Below are 17,539 nucleotides of genomic sequence, written 5' to 3'. Positions count from 1 at the left end.
ACACGTTTGCCCCCAATCGGTTGATGGCGAGAGTCAGAAGACGGCGAGCTCGGCGCCGGCACGGGCGCCGTGCGTCGCACGGGTTTCGCGGTTCAGCGCCGCGACGTCGACGATCAGCGCGACGCTGCCGTCGCCCAGGATGGTCGCCGCCGAGATGCCATGGACCTTGCGGTAGTTGGTTTCGAGGTTCTTCACGACCACCTGCTGCTGGCCGACCAGCTCGTCGATCAGCATCGCGAAGCGGCGCCCCTCGGTTTCCATGATCGTGACGATCCCCTGCGTCGGGTCGGTGCGCGCGTCCTCGACCGAGAACACCTCGTGCAGCGCGACCAGCGGCAGGTATTCACCGCGCACGCGCACCACGCGCTCGCCGTTGCCGACCGTGTAGATGTCGTCGTTCGACGGCTGCAGCGACTCCATCACGAAGTTCAGCGGCAGGATGAAGATCTCGCTGCCCACCTTCACCGACATCCCGTCGAGGATCGCCAGCGTGAGCGGCAGCACGATCCGCGTGGTCGTGCCGCGGCCGGCCAGCGACGTGATCTCGACGTGGCCGCCCATCGACTGGATGTTGCGCTTCACGACGTCCATGCCGACGCCGCGGCCCGACACGTCGGTCACCGTCTCGGCGGTCGAGAAGCCCGGCGCGAAGATCAGTTGCCAGACTTCGTCGTCGCTGATGTTCTCGGCGATCTGCATGCCCTGCTTCGCGGCCTTCGCGAGGATCCGCTCGCGGTTCAGGCCCGCGCCGTCGTCGCTCACCTCGATCACGATGTTGCCGCCGTGATGCGCAGCCGACAGCACGAGCTGGCCGACCGCGTCCTTGCCGGCGGCGACGCGCTTGTCGACGGTTTCGATGCCGTGGTCGAGGCTGTTGCGCACCAGGTGCGTGAGCGGATCGATGATCCGTTCGATCAGGCTCTTGTCGAGCTCGGTCGCCTGGCCGAACGTGACCAGTTCGACCTGCTTGCCGAGCTTGCCGGCGAGATCGCGCACGAGCCGCGGGAAGCGGCTGAACACGTAGTCCATCGGCATCATGCGGATCGACATCACCGCTTCCTGCAGGTCGCGCGCGTTGCGCTCGAGCTGCGCCATCCCGTTGAACAGGCGGTCGTGCAGCGCCGGATCGAACGCGCTCGCCGTCTCGGCCAGCATCGCTTGCGTGATCACCAGTTCGCCGACGAGGTTGATCAGCTGGTCGACCTTCTCGACGCCGACGCGGATCGAGCTGCCTTCGGCGCCCGCCGCGGCCGCGGCGGCCGGGCGCGCGCGCTTGTCGTCGTGATGCGCGGCGGCCGGCGCCGCGTGCTCGGCGGGCTGCGGTTGCGCGTGCTGTTGCGACGGCGGCTGCGGCTGCGCGGCGGCTGCGGCCGCCGGCTCGGCCGGCGCCGAAGCAGCCGGCTGCGCGGCGGCGGCCTGCGGCGCGAACACCTCGACGCGCGCGGGCGGCGCGGCGGCGGCCGGTTCGGCGGCCACCGCGGCGGCCGCGTCCTGCGCGGCGGCCGGTGCCGCCTGCGCGGCCGGCGCCGTGCCGTGCGCGACGCGGATCTGGCTTTCGTCGATCACGAAGCAGCACACGGCGACGATGTCGTCCGACGGGACGTCCGATTCGACCCACAGCGACAGGTCCGCGCCCGCTTCCTCGCGACCGACGATCCGGCCGAGGTTGCCGAGCTCTTCGGTGAGCAGCGCCTGGTCCTTCGCATCGACGCCGACCAGCGTGATCTTCAGGTGCGGGCCGCCGGCGCCGGCGTCGGCCGCCGGATGCGCGGCCGCGACGGCCTGTTCGACCACGTGATCGGGCGCACGGTCGCCGGCAGCGGCGGGTTCGGCAGCCGGCGCAACGGCCGCGGCGGCGACCGGCGCAACCGGCACGGCCTCGGCGGCGGCAGGCGCACCCGCGCCGCTTTCGGCCTTCAGCCGTTCGAGCTTCGCGCAGATCGCCGCGGCAGCGGCCGCGTCCGGTTCGGCGCTCGCGCGGTAGTCGACGAGCTGGTCGGACAGCACGTCCTTGGTTTCCAGGAACGCGTCGACCATGTCCTTGGTCAGCGTCAGCTCATGGTTGCGCGCGCGGTCGAGCAGCGATTCGAGGATGTGCGTCGTATCGGTCAGCGCGGAAAAGCCGAACGTCGCCGCGCCGCCCTTGATCGAGTGCGCGGCGCGGAAGATCGCCGCCAGATCCTCGGGATCGGGCGCATCAACGTCGAGGTTCAGCAGCAGCTGCTCCATCTGCGCGAGCAGCTCGTCGGCTTCGTCGAAAAAGGTCTGGTAGAACTGAGTGATGTCGAGAGTCATGCCCGGTCACCGGTTGAATTCGTCGCGTTCATGTCAGGAGGCAGCCGGTTCGGACAGCGTCGCGACCAGCTCGACCAGCACGCCCGGATCGATCGGCTTTTCGATCCAGCCGGTCGCGCCGGCGTCGCGTGCGGCGTCCTTGAAGGCATCGCTGCCCTCGGTCGTCAGCACGAGGATCGGCGTGTCCGCGTACGCGGTCAGCTTGCGCAGCGCCGCGATCACCTCGAGCCCGTTCTTGCGCGGCATGTTCTGGTCGGTCAGCACCAGGTCGTACGGCGCCGTCGCGGCCATGTCGAAGCCGGCTTCGCCGTCCGGCGCCACCGTCACGTCGTAGCCGGCCTGCGCAAGCGTGGCCTGCAGCAGCGCACGCATGGTCGCGGAGTCGTCGATGGCGAGAATGGTTCGGATCATGTCTGTCTCGGAATCTTGGAAACGTCAGGGTTTCGGCGCCACGGCGACGGCGCTCGCCACGACCGGACGCACCGCCGGCGTCGGGCCGCCGAGCTGCTGCGCGAGCAGCTTCGAACCGGCCGCGTCGGCGGACAACGTCGTCGTCGTCGCGTCGTCGCGCATCAGCGCTTCTTCGGATTTGCGATTCAGCACGATCACGCTGATCCGGCGGTTTTCCGGATCGAGCGGATCGGCCTTGTTCAGGTTCTGCGTCGACGCGAGGCCCAGCACGCGCAGCACTTTCGCCTCGTCCATGCCGCCGGAGATCAGCTCGCGGCGCGACGCGTTCGCGCGGTCGGCCGACAGCTCCCAGTTGCTGTAGCCGCCCTCGCCGCCCGCGTACGGCACGGCGTCGGTGTGGCCCTGGACGATGATCCGGTTCGGCACGTCGTTCAGCGTCTTGCCGATCTCGCGCAGGATGTCGCGCATGTACGGCTCGACGCGATCGCTCGACATCGCGAACATCGGCCGCTTCTGCGTATCGACGATCTCGATGCGCAGCCCCATCAGCGTCGAATCGATGCGGATCTGCTGCTTGAACTGGCGCAGCGTCGGATTGGCCTCGATCGCGGCCATCAGCTTGATCTGCAGGTCGTGCAGGCGCGTCTGCTCGAGCCGGTCCTGCGCGCCCTGGGCCTGCGACCGGGAATTTTCGTCGCCCGCCTTCGCGAGGCGCTCGGCGAGCGAGGTCGTGCCGTCGGTGCGGCGCAGCGTGCCGGCGTCGACGCTCGACAGGTCGCGGCCGCCGCCGTTGATGATGCTCGAGTCCTGCGAACTGCGATCGCCGCTGCCGAGAATCGCGGCCTTCAGCGGCATGTTGAAGTATTCGGCGATCCCCTTCAGTTGCACCGGCGTGACCGAACTCAGCAGCCACATCAGCAGGAAGAACGCCATCATCGCGGTCATGAAGTCCGCGTACGCGAGCTTCCATGCGCCGCCGTGGTGGCCCTTCTTCGCCGGGGCCACCCGCTTGACGACGATCGCGCGATCCTTGCTCTTGCTCATCGGTCGCTCCGCGTCACTTCGCCTTCACGCGGCGCACGTGCTCTTCGAGCTCGGAGAACGACGGGCGCTCGGTCGAGAACAGCACCTTGCGGCCGAACTCGACCGCGATCGCCGGCGCATAGCCGTTCAGCGTCGCGAGGATCGTCACCTTGATGCACTGGAACATCTTGGTCGACTCGGCGACGCGTTGCTCCGCGAGGCTCGCGAGCGGCCCGATCAGCCCGTACGACAGCAGGATGCCGAGGAACGTGCCGACTAGCGCCTGCGCGATCATCGCGCCGAGCACCGCCGGCGGCTTGTCGGCCGAGGCCATCGTGTGCACGACGCCCATCACGGCCGCGACGATCCCGAACGCCGGCATCGCGTCACCGACGCGCATCAGCGCGTGCGCCGGGCCTTCGCCTTCCGCGTGGTGCGTCTCGATCTCCTCGTCCATCAGGCTTTCGATCTCGAACGCGTTCATGTTGCCGCCCACCATCAGGCGCAGGTAGTCGGTCAGGAATTCGACGATGTGGTGATCGGCGAGGATCTTCGGGTATTGCGTGAAGATCGGGCTCTTTTGCGGATCGTCGATGTCGGCCTCGAGCGTCAGCGTGCCTTCCTTGCGTGCCTTCGCGAGCAGCACGTAAAGAAGCGCCATCAGCTCCATATAGACATCCTTCGTGTATTTCGAGCCCTTGAAGAGCGTCGGCAGCACGCGCAGCGTGGCCTTGATGGTCTTGCCGCCGTTGCCGAGGATGAACGCGCCGACGCCGGCGCCCGCGATCATCAGGATCTCGACGGGCTGGATCAAGGCGCCCAGATGCCCGCCTGCCAGCGCATAACCGCCGAAGACGGACAACAGCGTCACGAGTGTTCCCACGATAATCAGCACTGCCTGTCCCTCACGAAAGACCGGCGGGGAGACCGCCGTTAAACAGGTTTACGGCAGTCGGCAGGAAAACTTTCGCGGCCGCCCGGCGGCGGCCCGACGGTGTTTACCAGCAATGCGCAGACGATTCGTGCGGCCCCGGAGGCGCCGCTCACGCCCCGTCCGGCCCTGCCCGGCGGGCGCTCAGGCCACGGCGGCAGCCAGTTCGGCGCGCGCGGCGGCGGCCTTGCGGGTCTTGCCGGCGCGCGACGGCGGCTGGCACAGGCCGCACACGAAACCTTGATGCGGATCATGCGCATGCGCGACGAAATGGCCGCCGCAGCGCGTGCACGGGGTCATCTGCAGCATCCCCGAATCGAAGAAGCGCACCAGCGTCCATGCCCGCGTGAGGCTCAGCGCAGCCTCGTCGCCGGACAGGTTCACGTGCTCCAGATAGAGCCGGTACGCCTTCACGATCGACTGGATCGGCTCGCAGCGGCCGTGGTCCTGCATGAACCGGTAGATGTTGTAGAACAGCGACGAGTGGATGTTCGGCTGCCACGTCATGAACCAGTCGGTCGAGAACGGCAGCATCCCCTTCGGCGGCGACACGCCCTTCAGTTCCTTGTACAGCTTGATCAGACGGTCCCGCGACAGGCTCGTCTCCGCCTCCAGCAGCTGCAGCCGGGCGCCCAGTTCGATCAGTTCGATGGCGAGGGTGATTTCCTTCACCTCGATCACGACGCTTTTGCTTGCCATGGTGATAACCGTCCGCTTGACGTTATTCGAATGAATGGCCAATACGCCGCCGGCCGGCGCGACACGCCGGGACAGACGCAAGGCGGGATGGATCAGCGGACGCCTTCGACCTGCTGCCCGGCCATCAGGATGGCCGAGTGGGCGTGCGCGACGACGTCGCTGCGGCCCTTGTCGGCGAGCGACGACAGCAGCGCGTGATCATCGAAGCGGAAGCGGCACAGCATCTGGTTGGACGCGGCCAGCTTCACGGTCTGAGCGAGCGTGAGGTTGGCGAGCACGTCGGCGAGTTCCTGGGAAATGCCCATGCGGAACATACCCATCGCCTTGTCTTCCCGCAGCAGTCGTTGCGCGAGGAGGAGGTACGACAGGTTGACCTCTTTGATCTCACTGAGCATTTCGCTGGTAGCGCTCATGATTCCCCCGTTAAAGAGCTTTGCTTTGGCCATTCATGTTATGAAAACGTTTGCTCGGTCAGTGCGCACTGGACGCTCAGCCGGCTCGTTTATAGTCTTACAGGGCGAATTTTGGCCAAACGGCATTTATGCCGGTATCAGCGAAGTGGCGTATGCCGTGCAGGATTTGTCTGTAAACCGTGTAGGAATTTTTCCGACAAGGCGGATTGAAAGGGGATTCGAAAAAACGGGTTGCAACGCGGATTCGGTTGCGAGACGCCCGACGGCCGTCGCACCAGGCGTGGAAGGCTTGCCGGCAAGGCTGCCGGCAATCGGATCGGTAAAAATTATAGTGCTTTTTCACGATAGCGCAACAATAGTTGTGGCCATCTCGATTCACGATTCCGCGCCCTTTTTCTCGGGGTTTTTGCGTATTTCATCGTGTAACAAGCCTTAAGTGTTTGAAAAAACACTCGAACCCCTCAGGGCGATATCGATAATGGACTCCAATGGGCGGCGGCGCGAGCCGTGCCGGCCCGCCCCGCAGCTTGCCGTCCGGCGCTCCGCGCATCCGCCCAGGGCCCGGCCACGTACCGCCAACCGCGTGTGTCGGCAAGTTCCGCAACCTTGTACGGGATCCGCATCGGCGCCGTCGCGCCCATGGATCGACACAGGAGAACACCCATGCGAATTGCCCAGATCGCGCCGCTTTACGAAGCCGTCCCGCCGAAACTCTACGGCGGCACCGAGCGTGTCGTGTCCTACCTCACCGAGGCGCTCGTCGAACTCGGCCATGACGTGACGCTGTTCGCCAGCGGCGACTCCGTCACGTCGGCCCGTCTCGAGGCGGCCTGGCCGCGCGCACTGCGGCTCGACCCGTCGGTCCGCGATTCGATGGCGCCCCATATGCGGCTCCTCGAACAGGTCGCGCGGGTCGCGCACGAATTCGACGTGCTGCACTTCCACCTCGACTACCTGCCGTTCCCGCTGATGTCGCGCCTCGACACGCCGTACGTGACGACGCTGCACGGCCGCCTCGACCTGCCGGAACTGCAGCCCGTGTTCGACGCGTTCCCCGATTCGCCGGTCGTGTCGATCTCGAACAACCAGCGCAAGCCGCTGCCGCAAGCCGCGTGGGCCGGCACCGTGTACCACGGCCTGCCCGACACGCTGCTCACGCCGCAGCCGGACGTGAAGCCCGAATACCTTGCGTTCCTCGGCCGGATCTGTCCCGAAAAGCGTGTCGACACCGCGATCCGGATCGCCGCGCAAAGCGGGCTGCCGCTGAAGATCGCCGCGAAGGTCGACAAGGCCGACGCCGACTACTTCAAGGAAGTGATCGAGCCGCTGCTCGACCAGGCGCATGTCGAATTCATCGGCGAGATCAACGAAGCGCAAAAACCCGCGTTCCTGTCCGGCGCGAAGGCGCTGCTGTTCCCGATCGACTGGCCGGAGCCGTTCGGCCTGGTGATGATCGAGGCGATGGCCTGCGGCACGCCGGTCGTCGCGTTCAACCGCGGCTCGGTGCCGGAAGTGATCGAGGACGGCGTGACCGGCTTCATCGTCGAAGACGTGCAGGGCGCGGTCGGCGCGCTGCACCGGATCGACAGCCTGTCGCGCCCCGCGATCCGCGAACGTTTCGACACGCGTTTCAGCTCGAAGGCAATGGCGCGGCGTTACGTCGAAACTTACGAATCGCTTTGCGCGGCAACCAAGCAACCGGCATTGCGCCGGGTCGCGGGCGCCTGACACGGAAATCCGCGCCGAAATAGACCGTAAAATCCGCGCCGAAATCGGCGCGCAAAACAAAAGAGCCGCATCGTCGATGCGGCTCTTTCTATTGGGCTTTCGGTCACTCGATCAGGAAACGATCGCGGTTTTTGCCGACGATCCAATTCGGCGGCTTGCCACGCCCGCTCCAGGTTGCACCCGACTTCGGATCGCGGTATTTAGGCGGCAACGGTGCCTTCTTCGGCGGACGCCCGCGCCGTGCCCGTTCCGCGAAGCCCAGGTCCTGGGCCGTCAGGCCATATTCGGCAATCATTCGCTGGACATCGGCGATCACCGCTGCCACTTCCTGGCGGCGCACGTCGTCCGCCTGGGCCTGCAGATCGGCGATCTGCGCCTTGAGTTTCGCGTATTGAGACATTTTTCGACTCCCCTTTTCGATGATGCGGCCCCGGCGAATCCGGCCGGGACACCAACATCCGTTACGTCGTCTGCACTGCCGCCCTGCCCTTCGAAATTAATGCTGCCATCTTTAACCGAATCGTCTATATCGAGAATGCGGACTTATTCTAATAAAAGGCATTCGTCAGCCATTCAAATTTAACAATCGTTTACCCTCCCGGACCCGATTCATTTCCTATAATCCAGACCAATTCCGGACGACGAAATAAATCCGTTGCGTCGGCCGGGGTCTTCAACCCACTTGGACGAGGTCCTTACATGAATCTTTCTCAGCGTCTCGCTGCAGAGGTATTCGGCACGTTCTGGCTGGTGCTCGGCGGGTGCGGAAGCGCCGTGCTGGCCGCCGCCTTTCCGGGCCTCGGTATCGGCTTTGCCGGCGTCGCACTCGCCTTCGGCCTGACCGTGCTGACGATGGCATTCGCAATCGGCCACATCTCGGGTTGCCACCTGAATCCGGCGGTGAGCGTCGGCCTGACGGTTGCCGGCCGCTTCCCGGCACGCGACCTCGCGCCGTACATCGTCGCGCAGGTCGTCGGCGCCACGCTCGGCGCGTTCGTGCTGTACCTGATCGCAACCGGCAAGCCGGGTTTCGACGTCGTCGGCAGCGGCTTTGCGACGAACGGCTTCGGCGATCGCTCGCCCGGCCACTACTCGCTCGCCGCGTCGTTCATCTGCGAAGTCGTGATGACGGGCTTCTTCCTGTTCGTGATCCTCGGTGCGACCGACAAGCGCGGGGTGCCCGCCGGCTTCGCGCCGATCGCGATCGGGCTGTGCCTGACGCTGATCCACCTGATCTCGATTCCGGTCACCAACACGTCGGTGAACCCGGCGCGCTCGACCGGCCCGGCGCTGTTCGTGGGCGGCGACGCGATCGGCCAGCTCTGGCTGTTCTGGGTCGCGCCGCTGATCGGTGCGGTACTCGCGGGGATCATCTATCCGCTGGTCGCCGGGCGTGACGACGCCGTCGACCTGCTGCCGGCATCCGCTCGCACAAGCGAATAAAACACTACGGGGTCAAGCGAGCAGAGCAGCGAGCCTCACGCTGTCGAAGAACATCGAGGCAGGCAATTTCGACGGGCGCCCCTGGCGCCCGTTTTTCATTTCCGCGCGGAATACGCGCCCGGGCGGGCGCTCAGGACGCGACGACGTCGTCTTCGAGCGAGAACAGCGTGCGCAGGTGGCGGGCGACGCCCGCGTCGAAGTTGTTGCCGATCCGCGGGATGTGCGGCAGCCGCGCGACCAGGTCGGGGTTCGCGTTGTTCATCATGAATGCATGGCCGGCGGTTTCGAGCAGGTCGATGTCGTTCATGTTGTCGCCGAACGCGATGCAGTGGCCGGTGTCGACGCCGAGCCGCGCGAGCACCGTGCGCAGCGCGCGGCCCTTCGACACGTTCGCGGTCATCACTTCGAGGCAGTCGGGCAGCGAGTACGTGACGTACAGCGTATCGCCGAACTGCACGCGCATCTGCTCGGCGACGACCGCCAGATCGGCCGGCTCGCCGATATACAGCACCTTCGCGATATCGGCGCCGTCGTGCGCGGCCATGTCGATCACCTCGTACCGGAAGCCCGAATCCTGGTGGAATTCGAGCAGGTGCGGCGCTTCGCGGTCGATCAGCCAGCCGTCGTTGGTAAACAGGTTGACGATCACGCGGCCGTGCGCGCCGACGACTTCCGGCTGCACGAGGCTGCGCACGATCGCTGCGTCGATGTCCTGCCCGTGGATCTTCGTGTCGTCCGGCGCATGCACGCGTGCGCCGTTCGACGTGATCAGGTACGGCCGGATGCCGAGCACGTCGCGAATGCCGGCGACGTCCGCATAGTGGCGCCCCGTGGCGATCACGAACTGCACGCCGTCGCGGTCGAGCCGGCGGACGGTGTCGATCGTGTACGGGTCGAGCTGGTGGTCGCTGTTCAGCAGCGTACCGTCGAGATCGGTGGCGATGACTTTGTACATGGGACGGGAGAGTGGCGCTCGGGGCACGGAGGAAGCGTCATTTTAACGTCGGGCCCGGCAGCGCGCCGGGCGGTTGCCGAGTGGTTGCCTCGCGGTTACCGGCCGGGCGCCGCCTGCGGCGCTGCTGCGATGCGGCATTCGCCGCGCGCGCTCCGCTCGGCTTAGGCTCCCTCCGCCGCCCGCAACGCCTGGAGCGCGAGCCGCAGCGCACCATGCGCCGAATCGTCGAGCGGCGCGCGCAGCCGCGCGGCATGCCGCGCCGGCACGGCCGGCGCGAGCGCATCCGCCAGCCCGCCGCACAGCGCGACCGGCAGCGCGTGCTGCGGATCGAGCGCGTCGATCATCTTGCCGATCTCGTCGCCAGCCTGCGCGATCAGCGCGCGCGCAACCGGATGCGTGCGGTGCGCGAACACGATCGGCGCGAGACGCGCGTAGATCGTCTGGTTCGCGTCGCACGACCACTGGACGAGCGCATCGCGATCGCGCGCGCCGGTTTCCGCGAGCAGCGCCGTGGCGAACGCGTCGCGCGGCACGCGGCCGTCGAGCGCCTGTTGCGCATACGCGAGCGCGCGCACGCCGAGCCATGCGCCGCTCGCCTCGTCGCCGGACGGAAAGCCGAAGCCGCCCGCGATCCGGCACGCGCCGGCCGCGTCGAGCGCCGCCGCGATGCTGCCGGTGCCGAGCGCGACGATGAGCCCCGGCGCGCCGCCGTGCGCGCCGACGACGGTCGTATACGCGTCGCTTTCGATCGCCAGCGCGCCGAGCGGCGCCTGCGCGCGGAATGCGGCGAGCCACGCTGCGTTGTTGACGCCGGCCAGCCCGCAGCCGAGCGCGCACTGCGACCAGTCGAACGCGAGACCGGCCTGCGTGAACGCGTCCGCGCACGCCGCGCCGATCGACGCCCATGCCCGCTCGATGCCGAGACCGAGCCCCGACGGGCCGCCGCGCCCCTGCGCCAGCTCGCGCCCGTCCCGGTCGGCCAGTACCGCGCGCGTGCCCGTGCCGCCGCCGTCGATGCCGATCGCAAAAAGTAATGCCGCCATGCTTCATCCCGCTGATTCGAACAGGCGCCAAGCTTAACCGGATCGGCGCCGCGCGCCCATCTGCCGTTCGGCCGGCTATCCCGCCAAAAGGGCTTCCGCTATGCTGGCGCGATCGAATCGACACTGAAAACGAGGCAGACGATGTCGCAGCGGTGCAACTGGGTGAAGACGGAAGCGGACGCTCACTATCACGATACCGAGTGGGGCGTGCCCTCGCACGACGATCGCCACCTGTTCGAAATGCTGATTCTGGAAGGCGCGCAGGCCGGGCTGTCGTGGTCGACGATCCTGAACAAGCGCGCGGGCTATCGCGAAGCGTTCGCCGATTTCGACGTCGATGCCGTCGCGCGCTTCACGCCCACGCGCATCGAGAAATTGCTGGAGAACCCGGGCATCGTGCGCAACCGTGCGAAGGTCGAATCGGCGGTGACCAACGCGCGCGCCGTGCAGCGCATCCGCGAAGAGCACGGGTCGCTCGCCGCGTTCCTGTGGTCGTTCGTCGGCGGCACGCCGGTCCAGAACGCGTGGCAGTCGTACCGCGACGCGCCCGCCTCGACCGAGCAGTCCGACGCGCTCAGCAAGGCGCTGAAGGCGTACGGCTGCAAGTTCGTCGGCTCGACGATATGCTATGCGCTGATGCAGGCAACCGGCATGGTCAACGATCACGAAGCCGGCTGCCCGTGCCACGCGCGATGCGCGGCGCTCGGCGGCAAGCAGCCGGCCCGCCGGCGCAAGGCGGGCTGACGGCGCGGGCGCACACCCGGCGCGGGTGCCGCGCCGCGGCCCGGCGGCGGTCGCGCCGTCCGCTTGCCGCCTGCTGCTTGCTGCTTGCCCCGCGGTCCTTATCGCGCGGCGCGCGACGATGCCGGCACGGCCGGTCGCGCGCTCCGCGCAGCCCGCCCGCGTGCGCTGCGCTTCTTCACCCAGATGCACACACCCGTCACGCTCAGCATCGCGATCACGATGCCGAGCACGCTCACGGCGACACGTCCGGCGACACCGGCGATTCGCCCCGAGTGCAGCGGAAACTGCGCCTGCATGAACAGGTCGCCGGCCGAACCGCGGCCCGGCACCTGAGCCGCGACGGGCTTGCCGGTCACCGCATTCCAGTACAGCCACGCATTGCCGAGCCCGACGTCGCCATGGTCGTTGCCCGGCGTGAAGAATCCGACCGCATACGCGTTCATCCCCGGCGCGAACAGCAGCGCGCCCGGCGGCGCGGCGATCCCTGCGTCGCGGCCGGCCGAGCGCGCGATCTCGACGATCCGCTCGCGCGGCAGGATCTGGCTGCCCGGCGGGGCCGGCGGGAAATGCTCCGGATTCGTATACGGCGTTTCGGCAAGCGGCGACACCAGCGAGACCAGCGGGCGCACGACCGGAACGGCGAGGTTCATCGAGATCGATGTGATCGCAACGACGAGCAACAGCCCCCACACCCACACGCCGCCCGAGCGGTGCAGGTCGAACACGAGCGGGTAGCCGCCGCGCCGCACGCGGAACGCGAACGACTTGCGCCAGCTTTTCAGGTTCGGAAACGCCAGCACCAGCGCGATCAGGCTGTCGATCGCCCACACGATGCCGACGACGCCCATCACCCAGAACCCGAAGTTGACCCCGCCGTACACGGGCAGGAACAGCGAGTAATGCAGCCGGTAGATGAACGGCATCAGGTCGAGCCGCGCGAGCGACGGCGCGCCCCATTCGCGGCGGCCCTGCACCGCGCCGGTCGCGGGATCGACGGCGATCTGGCTGAAACCGAGTGCGTACGGCTGGCCGGTCGCCGGATCGGTACGCGGCATCACGCCCGCCTGCAGCGTGTGTCCCGGTTCGATCGCGAGCGGCAGATAGGTCACCTGCACGCGCGGATCGGCGGCCTCGATGCGCGCCGCGAGTTCGAGCGGCGCCAGCGGCGCCGCGCCGCTGCGCGCGGTGTAGAAATCCGGGTTCAGCGCCGCGTCGAGCTCATGGTCCCACGCAATCAATGCGCCGGTGAGCCCCGCGACGAACAGGAACAGCGCGATGGCGAGCCCGAACCAGCGGTGCAGGCGCACGAGAAACGGTCGCAGGAACGCATTCATCGCGTGCGCAGCGAAAGGAAGGCGGGCCGGCACGAGCGGCGGCCCCGATTCGACGGGATGCAGTTCATTTGATGTCGAGCGCCGCGCAACGGTCATCCGGTCGGGCCCGGCGAGGCCGGATGCCCTTGTACGCGGCATGGAATTGTTGCGCGGTTGGCGGGTTTTGATACGATGCGCGACATTTTAACTCAATGCGAATGATTCTTACTCGCATTTTTGCCCGCTCGCCATGACCGTCTGCCTCGCCCGCCCGCCTGTCCGTCCACGCCGCGTGGCCGCCGCCCTCGCCTGCCTTGCCGCGTCGCTCGCGCATGCGGACGATTCGCCCGGCGACGCCGCGGTACTGCCCGCCCTCAACATCACGGCCGCGCATGATTCGCCGCAACACTTGACCGACACGATCTCGACGGGTGCGCTCGGCACCCGCCGCCAGCTCGACACGCCGTTCTCGACCACCATCGTCACGTCGGAAGAGCTCGAGGCCCGCCAGCCGTACAAGCTCGGCGACGTGTTCGCGAACGACGCGTCGGTGTCGGACAACAGCGGCGCCTACAGCGCCTGGGCCAGCTACATGACGGTGCGCGGCATGCAGCTCGACTGGCAGAACGGCTACAAGATCGACGGACTGCCGTTCGTCACGTACGGCATCACGATGCCGTACGAGCAGCTCGATCGCGTCGAACTGCTGAAGGGGCTCGGCGGCTTCCTGTACGGCTTCGTGACGCCGGGCGGCGTCGTCAACTACGTGACGAAGCAGCCGGGCGCCGAACCGGTGCGCAGCGTCGACATCGGCTACCGGAGCACCAACGTGTGGACCGAGCATGTCGATCTCGGCCAGCGCTTCGGTCCCGACCACATGTTCGGCGCGCGGCTGAATGCGACGCACGAGGAAGGCAAGACGTACAACGACGGCAACATCCGCCGCGACAGCGTGTCGCTCGCGCTGCAGGCGAACCTGACGCGCGACCTGTCCGTGTCGTTCGGTGCGCTGTACCAGGACCGCCGCACGACCGGCCAGACGCCGTCGATCTTCACCGGCAGCTATCCGGGCGGCGCGCTACCCGCGACGATCAGCGGCGGATCGACGAACCTGGGCGGCAAGGACCAGTACCTGAACACGAACCTGCAGCTCTCTACGGCCGGGCTGCAATACCAGCTCGCGCCCGACTGGCAGCTCGACGTCGCGTACAGCTACAGCAAGGCGACGCGCCGGCGTAACGAAAGCACGCTCTACCTGCAGGACGCGGCCGGCAACTACACCGACAGCCGCTACGTCGGCATGGAGGATCACCGCTTCAGCCAGTGGCGCGCGATGGTCGAGGGGAAGGTGCGCACGGGCCCGTTCAGCCACCAGATCGTGCTCGGCGCGTCGTGGCAGAAGCAGGCGAACGACTATTCGGCGAACAGCGTGTTCGTGCCGCTCGGCGCCGGCAACCTCTATGCGCCGAATCCATACCGCTACGAGAGTCCGCACGGCTTCATCCAGTACCGCACGAGCGAGATCGTGCAGAAATCGCTGTTCGCGAGCGACACCGTGCAGTTGACCGAGCGCTGGTCGGTGCTGGCCGGCGTGCGCTACATGAACTACGCGCAGCGCGCGTTCCAGGCGAGCGGCGCCGAGGACCCCGGCTATCGCCAGAACGGCGTGGTGACGCCGACCTTCGCGGTGATGTTCAAGCTCGCGCCGACGACCACCGCGTACGCGAGCTACGCCGAGTCGCTCGAGCCCGGCAGCCGCGTGAACGATGTCTACGCGAACGCGGGCCAAGTGCTCAAGCCGCTGCGCAGCAAGCAGTACGAGCTGGGGATCAAGAGCGAGCGCGCGCGCTGGAGCGCGACGGCCGCGCTGTTCCGCATCGAGCGCAGCGCCGAATACGCGAACGCCGCGAACGTCTACGTGCAGGATGGCGAATCGATCATTCAGGGGATCGAGGTCGGCGCGCGCGCGAAATTCGGCGCGCACTGGAACGCGGGCGTCGACGCGATGCTGCTCGACGCGTGGTACGCGAACGGGATCGGCAACAACGGCAACCGCGTGGCCGGCGCGCCGCGCTTCGTGCTCGCCGGCGACCTCGGCTATGCGGTGCCGGGCGTGCCGGGGCTGACGCTCGGCGTCGACGCGAAATTCACCGGCGCGACGCCGCTGCGCGCGGCCGGCGGCCTCGACGCACCGGGCTTTCTCGTCGTCAACGCGGGCGCGCGTTACCTGACGCGGGTCGGACGGCACGACGTGACGCTGCGCGCATCGATCGACAACGTGTTGAACCGTCGTTACTGGGAATACCAGTACGCGGACTACGTGAAGCCGGGCGACCCGCGCACGGTGAGCCTGAGCGCGAAGATCGATTTCTGAACGCCGCGGCCGGCGGCCGCGGCCCGCTCGCCGCCGGGTCTCGCCAGCTGGCGGGAACACCCGCGCCGCAATGGCCTCTGGATTTTCCCGGCCCGCCAAAGCAAAACGGCGGAGCGGCCTCTTTCGAGGCACACTCCGCCGTTTCGCGGCGAACCGTCAGACGCGCTTAGTGGAGCTTCTTCGGCAGCATCTGGCTGCGCAGGCGCTTGTGCAGGCGCTTGACGGCTGCTGCCTTCTTGCGCTTGCGGACTGCGGTCGGCTTTTCGTAAGACTGGCGCTCACGCAGTTCAGCGATCAGGCCATTTTTTTCGATAGCGCGACGAAAGCGGCGAATCGCCACTTCGAACGGCTCGTTTTCTTTCAGAAGAATCGTCGTCATGTCGTTCCTAAATTGCTTAAACGGTCAAAAACGTAGCGGCCAAGCGCCACGCACCGGCCATCCGAGCGTCCCCACAACAGGCGAAACGAGCGGAAATACGGCCTCGGAGGCCGGAAAAGAGAGGCGGAAAGCACCGCGAGTACGCTTCACAACCGCGTGCAGCGCCGCGTTTGACTGCCAGCAGACATGCCGAAACCGGCAAAGGCGTGACAGAAAATCTCAATTCAGCCCGCCATCATAGCAGGGAATCACAGACAAAACCACCCTTTTGTCGGTCGTGTGTGCACAGCGTCACGACTGAGTGCCGGAGCCGCATCGGGCCGGTTTCTGCCCCCGTTTAATCCGGCGCCGTGCCGGGCCGGTCCGAAATGACAAAGAAGGATAAAAAATCGGGCCGAATCTCCACGTGCCCCTCAAGTTTTGTTTTGGTGCGCCGAAATCCTGCTCTGAGGCGGCCAGCAATGAACGAGTGCTTCCGCCGACGCCAAAACGGCTTTCCAGGGCTTTCGGCTTATACAGGAGATTTTTCCATGCTCGGAATTAACAGCAACATCAACTCGCTGGTTGCACAGCAGAACCTCAACGGCTCGCAAAACGCCCTGTCCCAGGCCATCACGCGCCTGTCGTCGGGCAAGCGCATCAACAGCGCAGCGGACGACGCAGCAGGCCTCGCGATCTCGACCCGGATGCAGACCCAGATCAACGGTCTGAACCAGGGCGTGTCGAACTCGAACGACGGCGTGTCGATGATCCAGACGGCTTCGAGCGCACTGTCGTCGCTGACGAACAGCCTGCAGCGTATCCGCCAGCTGGCCGTCCAGGCGTCGACGGGCACGATGTCCACGACCGACCAGGCAGCACTGCAGCAGGAAGTTTCGCAGCAGATCCAGGAAGTGAACCGTATCGCGTCGCAAACGACGTACAACGGCACGAACATTCTCGACGGCTCGGCAGGCATCGTGTCGTTCCAGGTCGGCGCGAACGTCGGCCAGACGATTTCGCTGGACCTGAGCCAAAGCATGTCGGCTGCGAAGATTGGCGGCGGCCTGGTGCAGAAGGGTCAGACGGTCGGTACGGTAACGGGTCTGTCGCTCGACAACAACGGCGCGTACGCCAGTTCGGGCGCAACGATCACCGCGATCAACGTCATTTCGGACGGCAAGGGCGGTTACACGTTCACGGATCAGAACGGTCAGGGCATTTCGGGGACTGCTGCAACGGCCGTGTTCGGCGCGGGCGCAACGTCCGGCACGGGTACGCCGGTCGCAGCTCTGGTGCTCGGCTCGGGCGTGACGGGCGCGGGCACCACCGCCGCGCAACAGACCGCAATCACCAACGCAATCGCTCAGATCAACGCCGTCAACAAGCCGGCTACCGTGTCGAACCTCGACATCAGCACGGTCAGCGGGGCGAACGTCGCGATGGTGTCGATCGACAACGCGCTGCAGACGGTGAACAACGTGCAGGCGGCACTCGGCGCGGCGCAAAACCGCTTCACGGCAATCGCCACGGCGCAGCAGGCAGAATCGACCGACCTGTCGTCGGCACAGTCGCAGATCACCGACGCGAACTTCGCGCAGGAAACCGCGAACATGTCGAAGAACCAGGTGCTGCAGCAAGCAGGCATCTCGGTGCTCGCACAGGCGAACTCGCTGCCGCAGCAGGTCCTGAAGCTCCTGCAGTAATCGCGTAGCAACCGACGGCCGGGCCCCGCGTAACGCGCGGCCCGGCCGCAGTCACTTGGCGCGCGGGGCGTTGCTCTGCCGCCAGGTCTTCATCCAGAACTTC

At 66.8% G+C, this 17,539-nt stretch carries 16 protein-coding genes; 5 read left to right on the top strand and 11 right to left on the bottom strand.

Going from position 1 to position 17,539, the window contains the following annotated elements:
* Positions 1–33: 33 nt before the first annotated feature.
* The 6 genes from cheA to flhD all read right to left on the bottom strand — a co-directional run bounded on the left by cheA (position 34) and on the right by flhD (position 5,772).
* A complete protein-coding gene (gene cheA / locus DFS13_RS29840; RefSeq protein ID WP_111442468.1) occupies positions 34–2,295 on the bottom strand; it encodes a chemotaxis protein CheA in 2,262 nt (753 codons plus the stop codon).
* Between the two features lie 33 nt (positions 2,296–2,328).
* Complete coding sequence (locus tag DFS13_RS29835; protein ID WP_006482646.1) at positions 2,329–2,706, bottom strand: response regulator; 378 nt, start codon at positions 2,704–2,706, stop codon at positions 2,329–2,331.
* A gap of 24 nt (positions 2,707–2,730) precedes the next feature.
* A complete protein-coding gene (motB, locus tag DFS13_RS29830; RefSeq protein WP_006482647.1) occupies positions 2,731–3,750 on the bottom strand; it encodes a flagellar motor protein MotB in 1,020 nt (339 codons plus the stop codon).
* A 13-nt stretch (positions 3,751–3,763) separates the two neighbouring features.
* On the bottom strand, positions 3,764–4,624 hold the full coding sequence (gene motA, locus DFS13_RS29825) for a flagellar motor stator protein MotA (RefSeq protein ID WP_006482649.1): 861 nt from the start codon (positions 4,622–4,624) through the stop codon (positions 3,764–3,766).
* 180 nt (positions 4,625–4,804) lie between these two features.
* Positions 4,805–5,359, bottom strand: coding sequence for a flagellar transcriptional regulator FlhC (gene flhC, locus DFS13_RS29820; RefSeq protein WP_006493184.1), 555 nt, complete (start codon positions 5,357–5,359; stop codon positions 4,805–4,807).
* Between the two features lie 92 nt (positions 5,360–5,451).
* Positions 5,452–5,772 (bottom strand): flagellar transcriptional regulator FlhD, encoded by a 321-nt coding sequence (gene flhD, locus DFS13_RS29815; protein WP_011350590.1) that lies wholly within the window; start codon positions 5,770–5,772, stop codon positions 5,452–5,454.
* A 663-nt stretch (positions 5,773–6,435) separates the two neighbouring features.
* On the opposite strand from flhD, the gene DFS13_RS29805 reads away from it, so the two are divergent.
* On the top strand, positions 6,436–7,500 hold the full coding sequence (locus DFS13_RS29805) for a glycosyltransferase family 4 protein (protein WP_006489318.1): 1,065 nt from the start codon (positions 6,436–6,438) through the stop codon (positions 7,498–7,500).
* Between the two features lie 103 nt (positions 7,501–7,603).
* Here the strand turns inward: DFS13_RS29805 and DFS13_RS29800 are convergent, their stop codons facing one another.
* Positions 7,604–7,900, bottom strand: a complete 297-nt coding sequence (locus tag DFS13_RS29800) for an H-NS histone family protein (RefSeq protein ID WP_006489320.1) — start codon at positions 7,898–7,900, stop codon at positions 7,604–7,606.
* A 299-nt stretch (positions 7,901–8,199) separates the two neighbouring features.
* Between DFS13_RS29800 and aqpZ the strand changes: the two genes are divergently transcribed.
* Positions 8,200–8,943 (top strand): aquaporin Z, encoded by a 744-nt coding sequence (gene aqpZ, locus DFS13_RS29795; protein ID WP_006489324.1) that lies wholly within the window; start codon positions 8,200–8,202, stop codon positions 8,941–8,943.
* A 130-nt stretch (positions 8,944–9,073) separates the two neighbouring features.
* On the opposite strand, the gene DFS13_RS29790 is transcribed toward aqpZ, so the two are convergent.
* Both DFS13_RS29790 and DFS13_RS29785 read right to left on the bottom strand, forming a co-directional pair.
* Complete coding sequence (locus DFS13_RS29790) at positions 9,074–9,898, bottom strand: Cof-type HAD-IIB family hydrolase (protein ID WP_006496246.1); 825 nt, start codon at positions 9,896–9,898, stop codon at positions 9,074–9,076.
* Between the two features lie 161 nt (positions 9,899–10,059).
* Positions 10,060–10,941, bottom strand: coding sequence for a BadF/BadG/BcrA/BcrD ATPase family protein (locus DFS13_RS29785; protein WP_034201115.1), 882 nt, complete (start codon positions 10,939–10,941; stop codon positions 10,060–10,062).
* Positions 10,942–11,082: 141 nt separating this feature from the next.
* Here DFS13_RS29785 and DFS13_RS29780 point away from each other — a divergent pair, with 141 nt between their 5' ends.
* A complete protein-coding gene (locus DFS13_RS29780; protein ID WP_006489711.1) occupies positions 11,083–11,685 on the top strand; it encodes a DNA-3-methyladenine glycosylase I in 603 nt (200 codons plus the stop codon).
* Between the two features lie 98 nt (positions 11,686–11,783).
* Here DFS13_RS29780 and DFS13_RS29775 read toward each other — a convergent pair whose 3' ends face one another.
* On the bottom strand, positions 11,784–13,019 hold the full coding sequence (locus DFS13_RS29775) for a PepSY domain-containing protein (RefSeq protein WP_080323561.1): 1,236 nt from the start codon (positions 13,017–13,019) through the stop codon (positions 11,784–11,786).
* A 229-nt stretch (positions 13,020–13,248) separates the two neighbouring features.
* On the opposite strand from DFS13_RS29775, the gene DFS13_RS29765 reads away from it, so the two are divergent.
* Positions 13,249–15,372 (top strand): TonB-dependent siderophore receptor, encoded by a 2,124-nt coding sequence (locus DFS13_RS29765; RefSeq protein WP_111442467.1) that lies wholly within the window; start codon positions 13,249–13,251, stop codon positions 15,370–15,372.
* Between the two features lie 166 nt (positions 15,373–15,538).
* Here DFS13_RS29765 and rpsU read toward each other — a convergent pair whose 3' ends face one another.
* The gene (rpsU, locus tag DFS13_RS29760) at positions 15,539–15,751 is read right to left on the bottom strand and encodes a 30S ribosomal protein S21 (RefSeq protein ID WP_006401410.1); all 213 of its coding nucleotides are present in this window, start codon (positions 15,749–15,751) and stop codon (positions 15,539–15,541) included.
* 530 nt (positions 15,752–16,281) lie between these two features.
* Here rpsU and DFS13_RS29755 point away from each other — a divergent pair.
* Positions 16,282–17,436: a flagellin gene (locus DFS13_RS29755; RefSeq protein WP_105866226.1), complete on the top strand. Its 1,155-nt coding sequence runs from the start codon at positions 16,282–16,284 to the stop codon at positions 17,434–17,436.
* Positions 17,437–17,539: the final 103 nt, after the last annotated feature.

Source organism: Burkholderia sp. 28_3 (assembly GCF_003253915.1).
In the GTDB taxonomy this organism is placed as follows: domain Bacteria; phylum Pseudomonadota; class Gammaproteobacteria; order Burkholderiales; family Burkholderiaceae; genus Burkholderia; species Burkholderia cenocepacia.
Note: the sequence above shows the minus strand (reverse complement) of the source record. Positions and strands in the feature narration are given on the sequence as shown.

Bases quoted from the DNA above. Each gene is read 5' to 3' on its own strand.
- cheA (WP_111442468.1), bottom strand. From the start codon at position 2,295: ATGACTCTCGACATCACTCAGTTCTACCAGACCTTTTTCGACGAAGCC.
- DFS13_RS29835 (WP_006482646.1), bottom strand. From the start codon at position 2,706: ATGATCCGAACCATTCTCGCCATCGACGACTCCGCGACCATGCGTGCG.
- motB (WP_006482647.1), bottom strand. From the start codon at position 3,750: ATGAGCAAGAGCAAGGATCGCGCGATCGTCGTCAAGCGGGTGGCCCCG.
- flhC (WP_006493184.1), bottom strand. From the start codon at position 5,359: ATGGCAAGCAAAAGCGTCGTGATCGAGGTGAAGGAAATCACCCTCGCC.
- flhD (WP_011350590.1), bottom strand. From the start codon at position 5,772: ATGAGCGCTACCAGCGAAATGCTCAGTGAGATCAAAGAGGTCAACCTG.
- DFS13_RS29805 (WP_006489318.1), top strand. From the start codon at position 6,436: ATGCGAATTGCCCAGATCGCGCCGCTTTACGAAGCCGTCCCGCCGAAA.
- DFS13_RS29800 (WP_006489320.1), bottom strand. From the start codon at position 7,900: ATGTCTCAATACGCGAAACTCAAGGCGCAGATCGCCGATCTGCAGGCC.
- aqpZ (WP_006489324.1), top strand. From the start codon at position 8,200: ATGAATCTTTCTCAGCGTCTCGCTGCAGAGGTATTCGGCACGTTCTGG.
- DFS13_RS29790 (WP_006496246.1), bottom strand. From the start codon at position 9,898: ATGTACAAAGTCATCGCCACCGATCTCGACGGTACGCTGCTGAACAGC.
- DFS13_RS29785 (WP_034201115.1), bottom strand. From the start codon at position 10,941: ATGGCGGCATTACTTTTTGCGATCGGCATCGACGGCGGCGGCACGGGC.
- DFS13_RS29780 (WP_006489711.1), top strand. From the start codon at position 11,083: ATGTCGCAGCGGTGCAACTGGGTGAAGACGGAAGCGGACGCTCACTAT.
- DFS13_RS29775 (WP_080323561.1), bottom strand. From the start codon at position 13,019: ATGAATGCGTTCCTGCGACCGTTTCTCGTGCGCCTGCACCGCTGGTTC.
- DFS13_RS29765 (WP_111442467.1), top strand. From the start codon at position 13,249: ATGACCGTCTGCCTCGCCCGCCCGCCTGTCCGTCCACGCCGCGTGGCC.
- rpsU (WP_006401410.1), bottom strand. From the start codon at position 15,751: ATGACGACGATTCTTCTGAAAGAAAACGAGCCGTTCGAAGTGGCGATT.
- DFS13_RS29755 (WP_105866226.1), top strand. From the start codon at position 16,282: ATGCTCGGAATTAACAGCAACATCAACTCGCTGGTTGCACAGCAGAAC.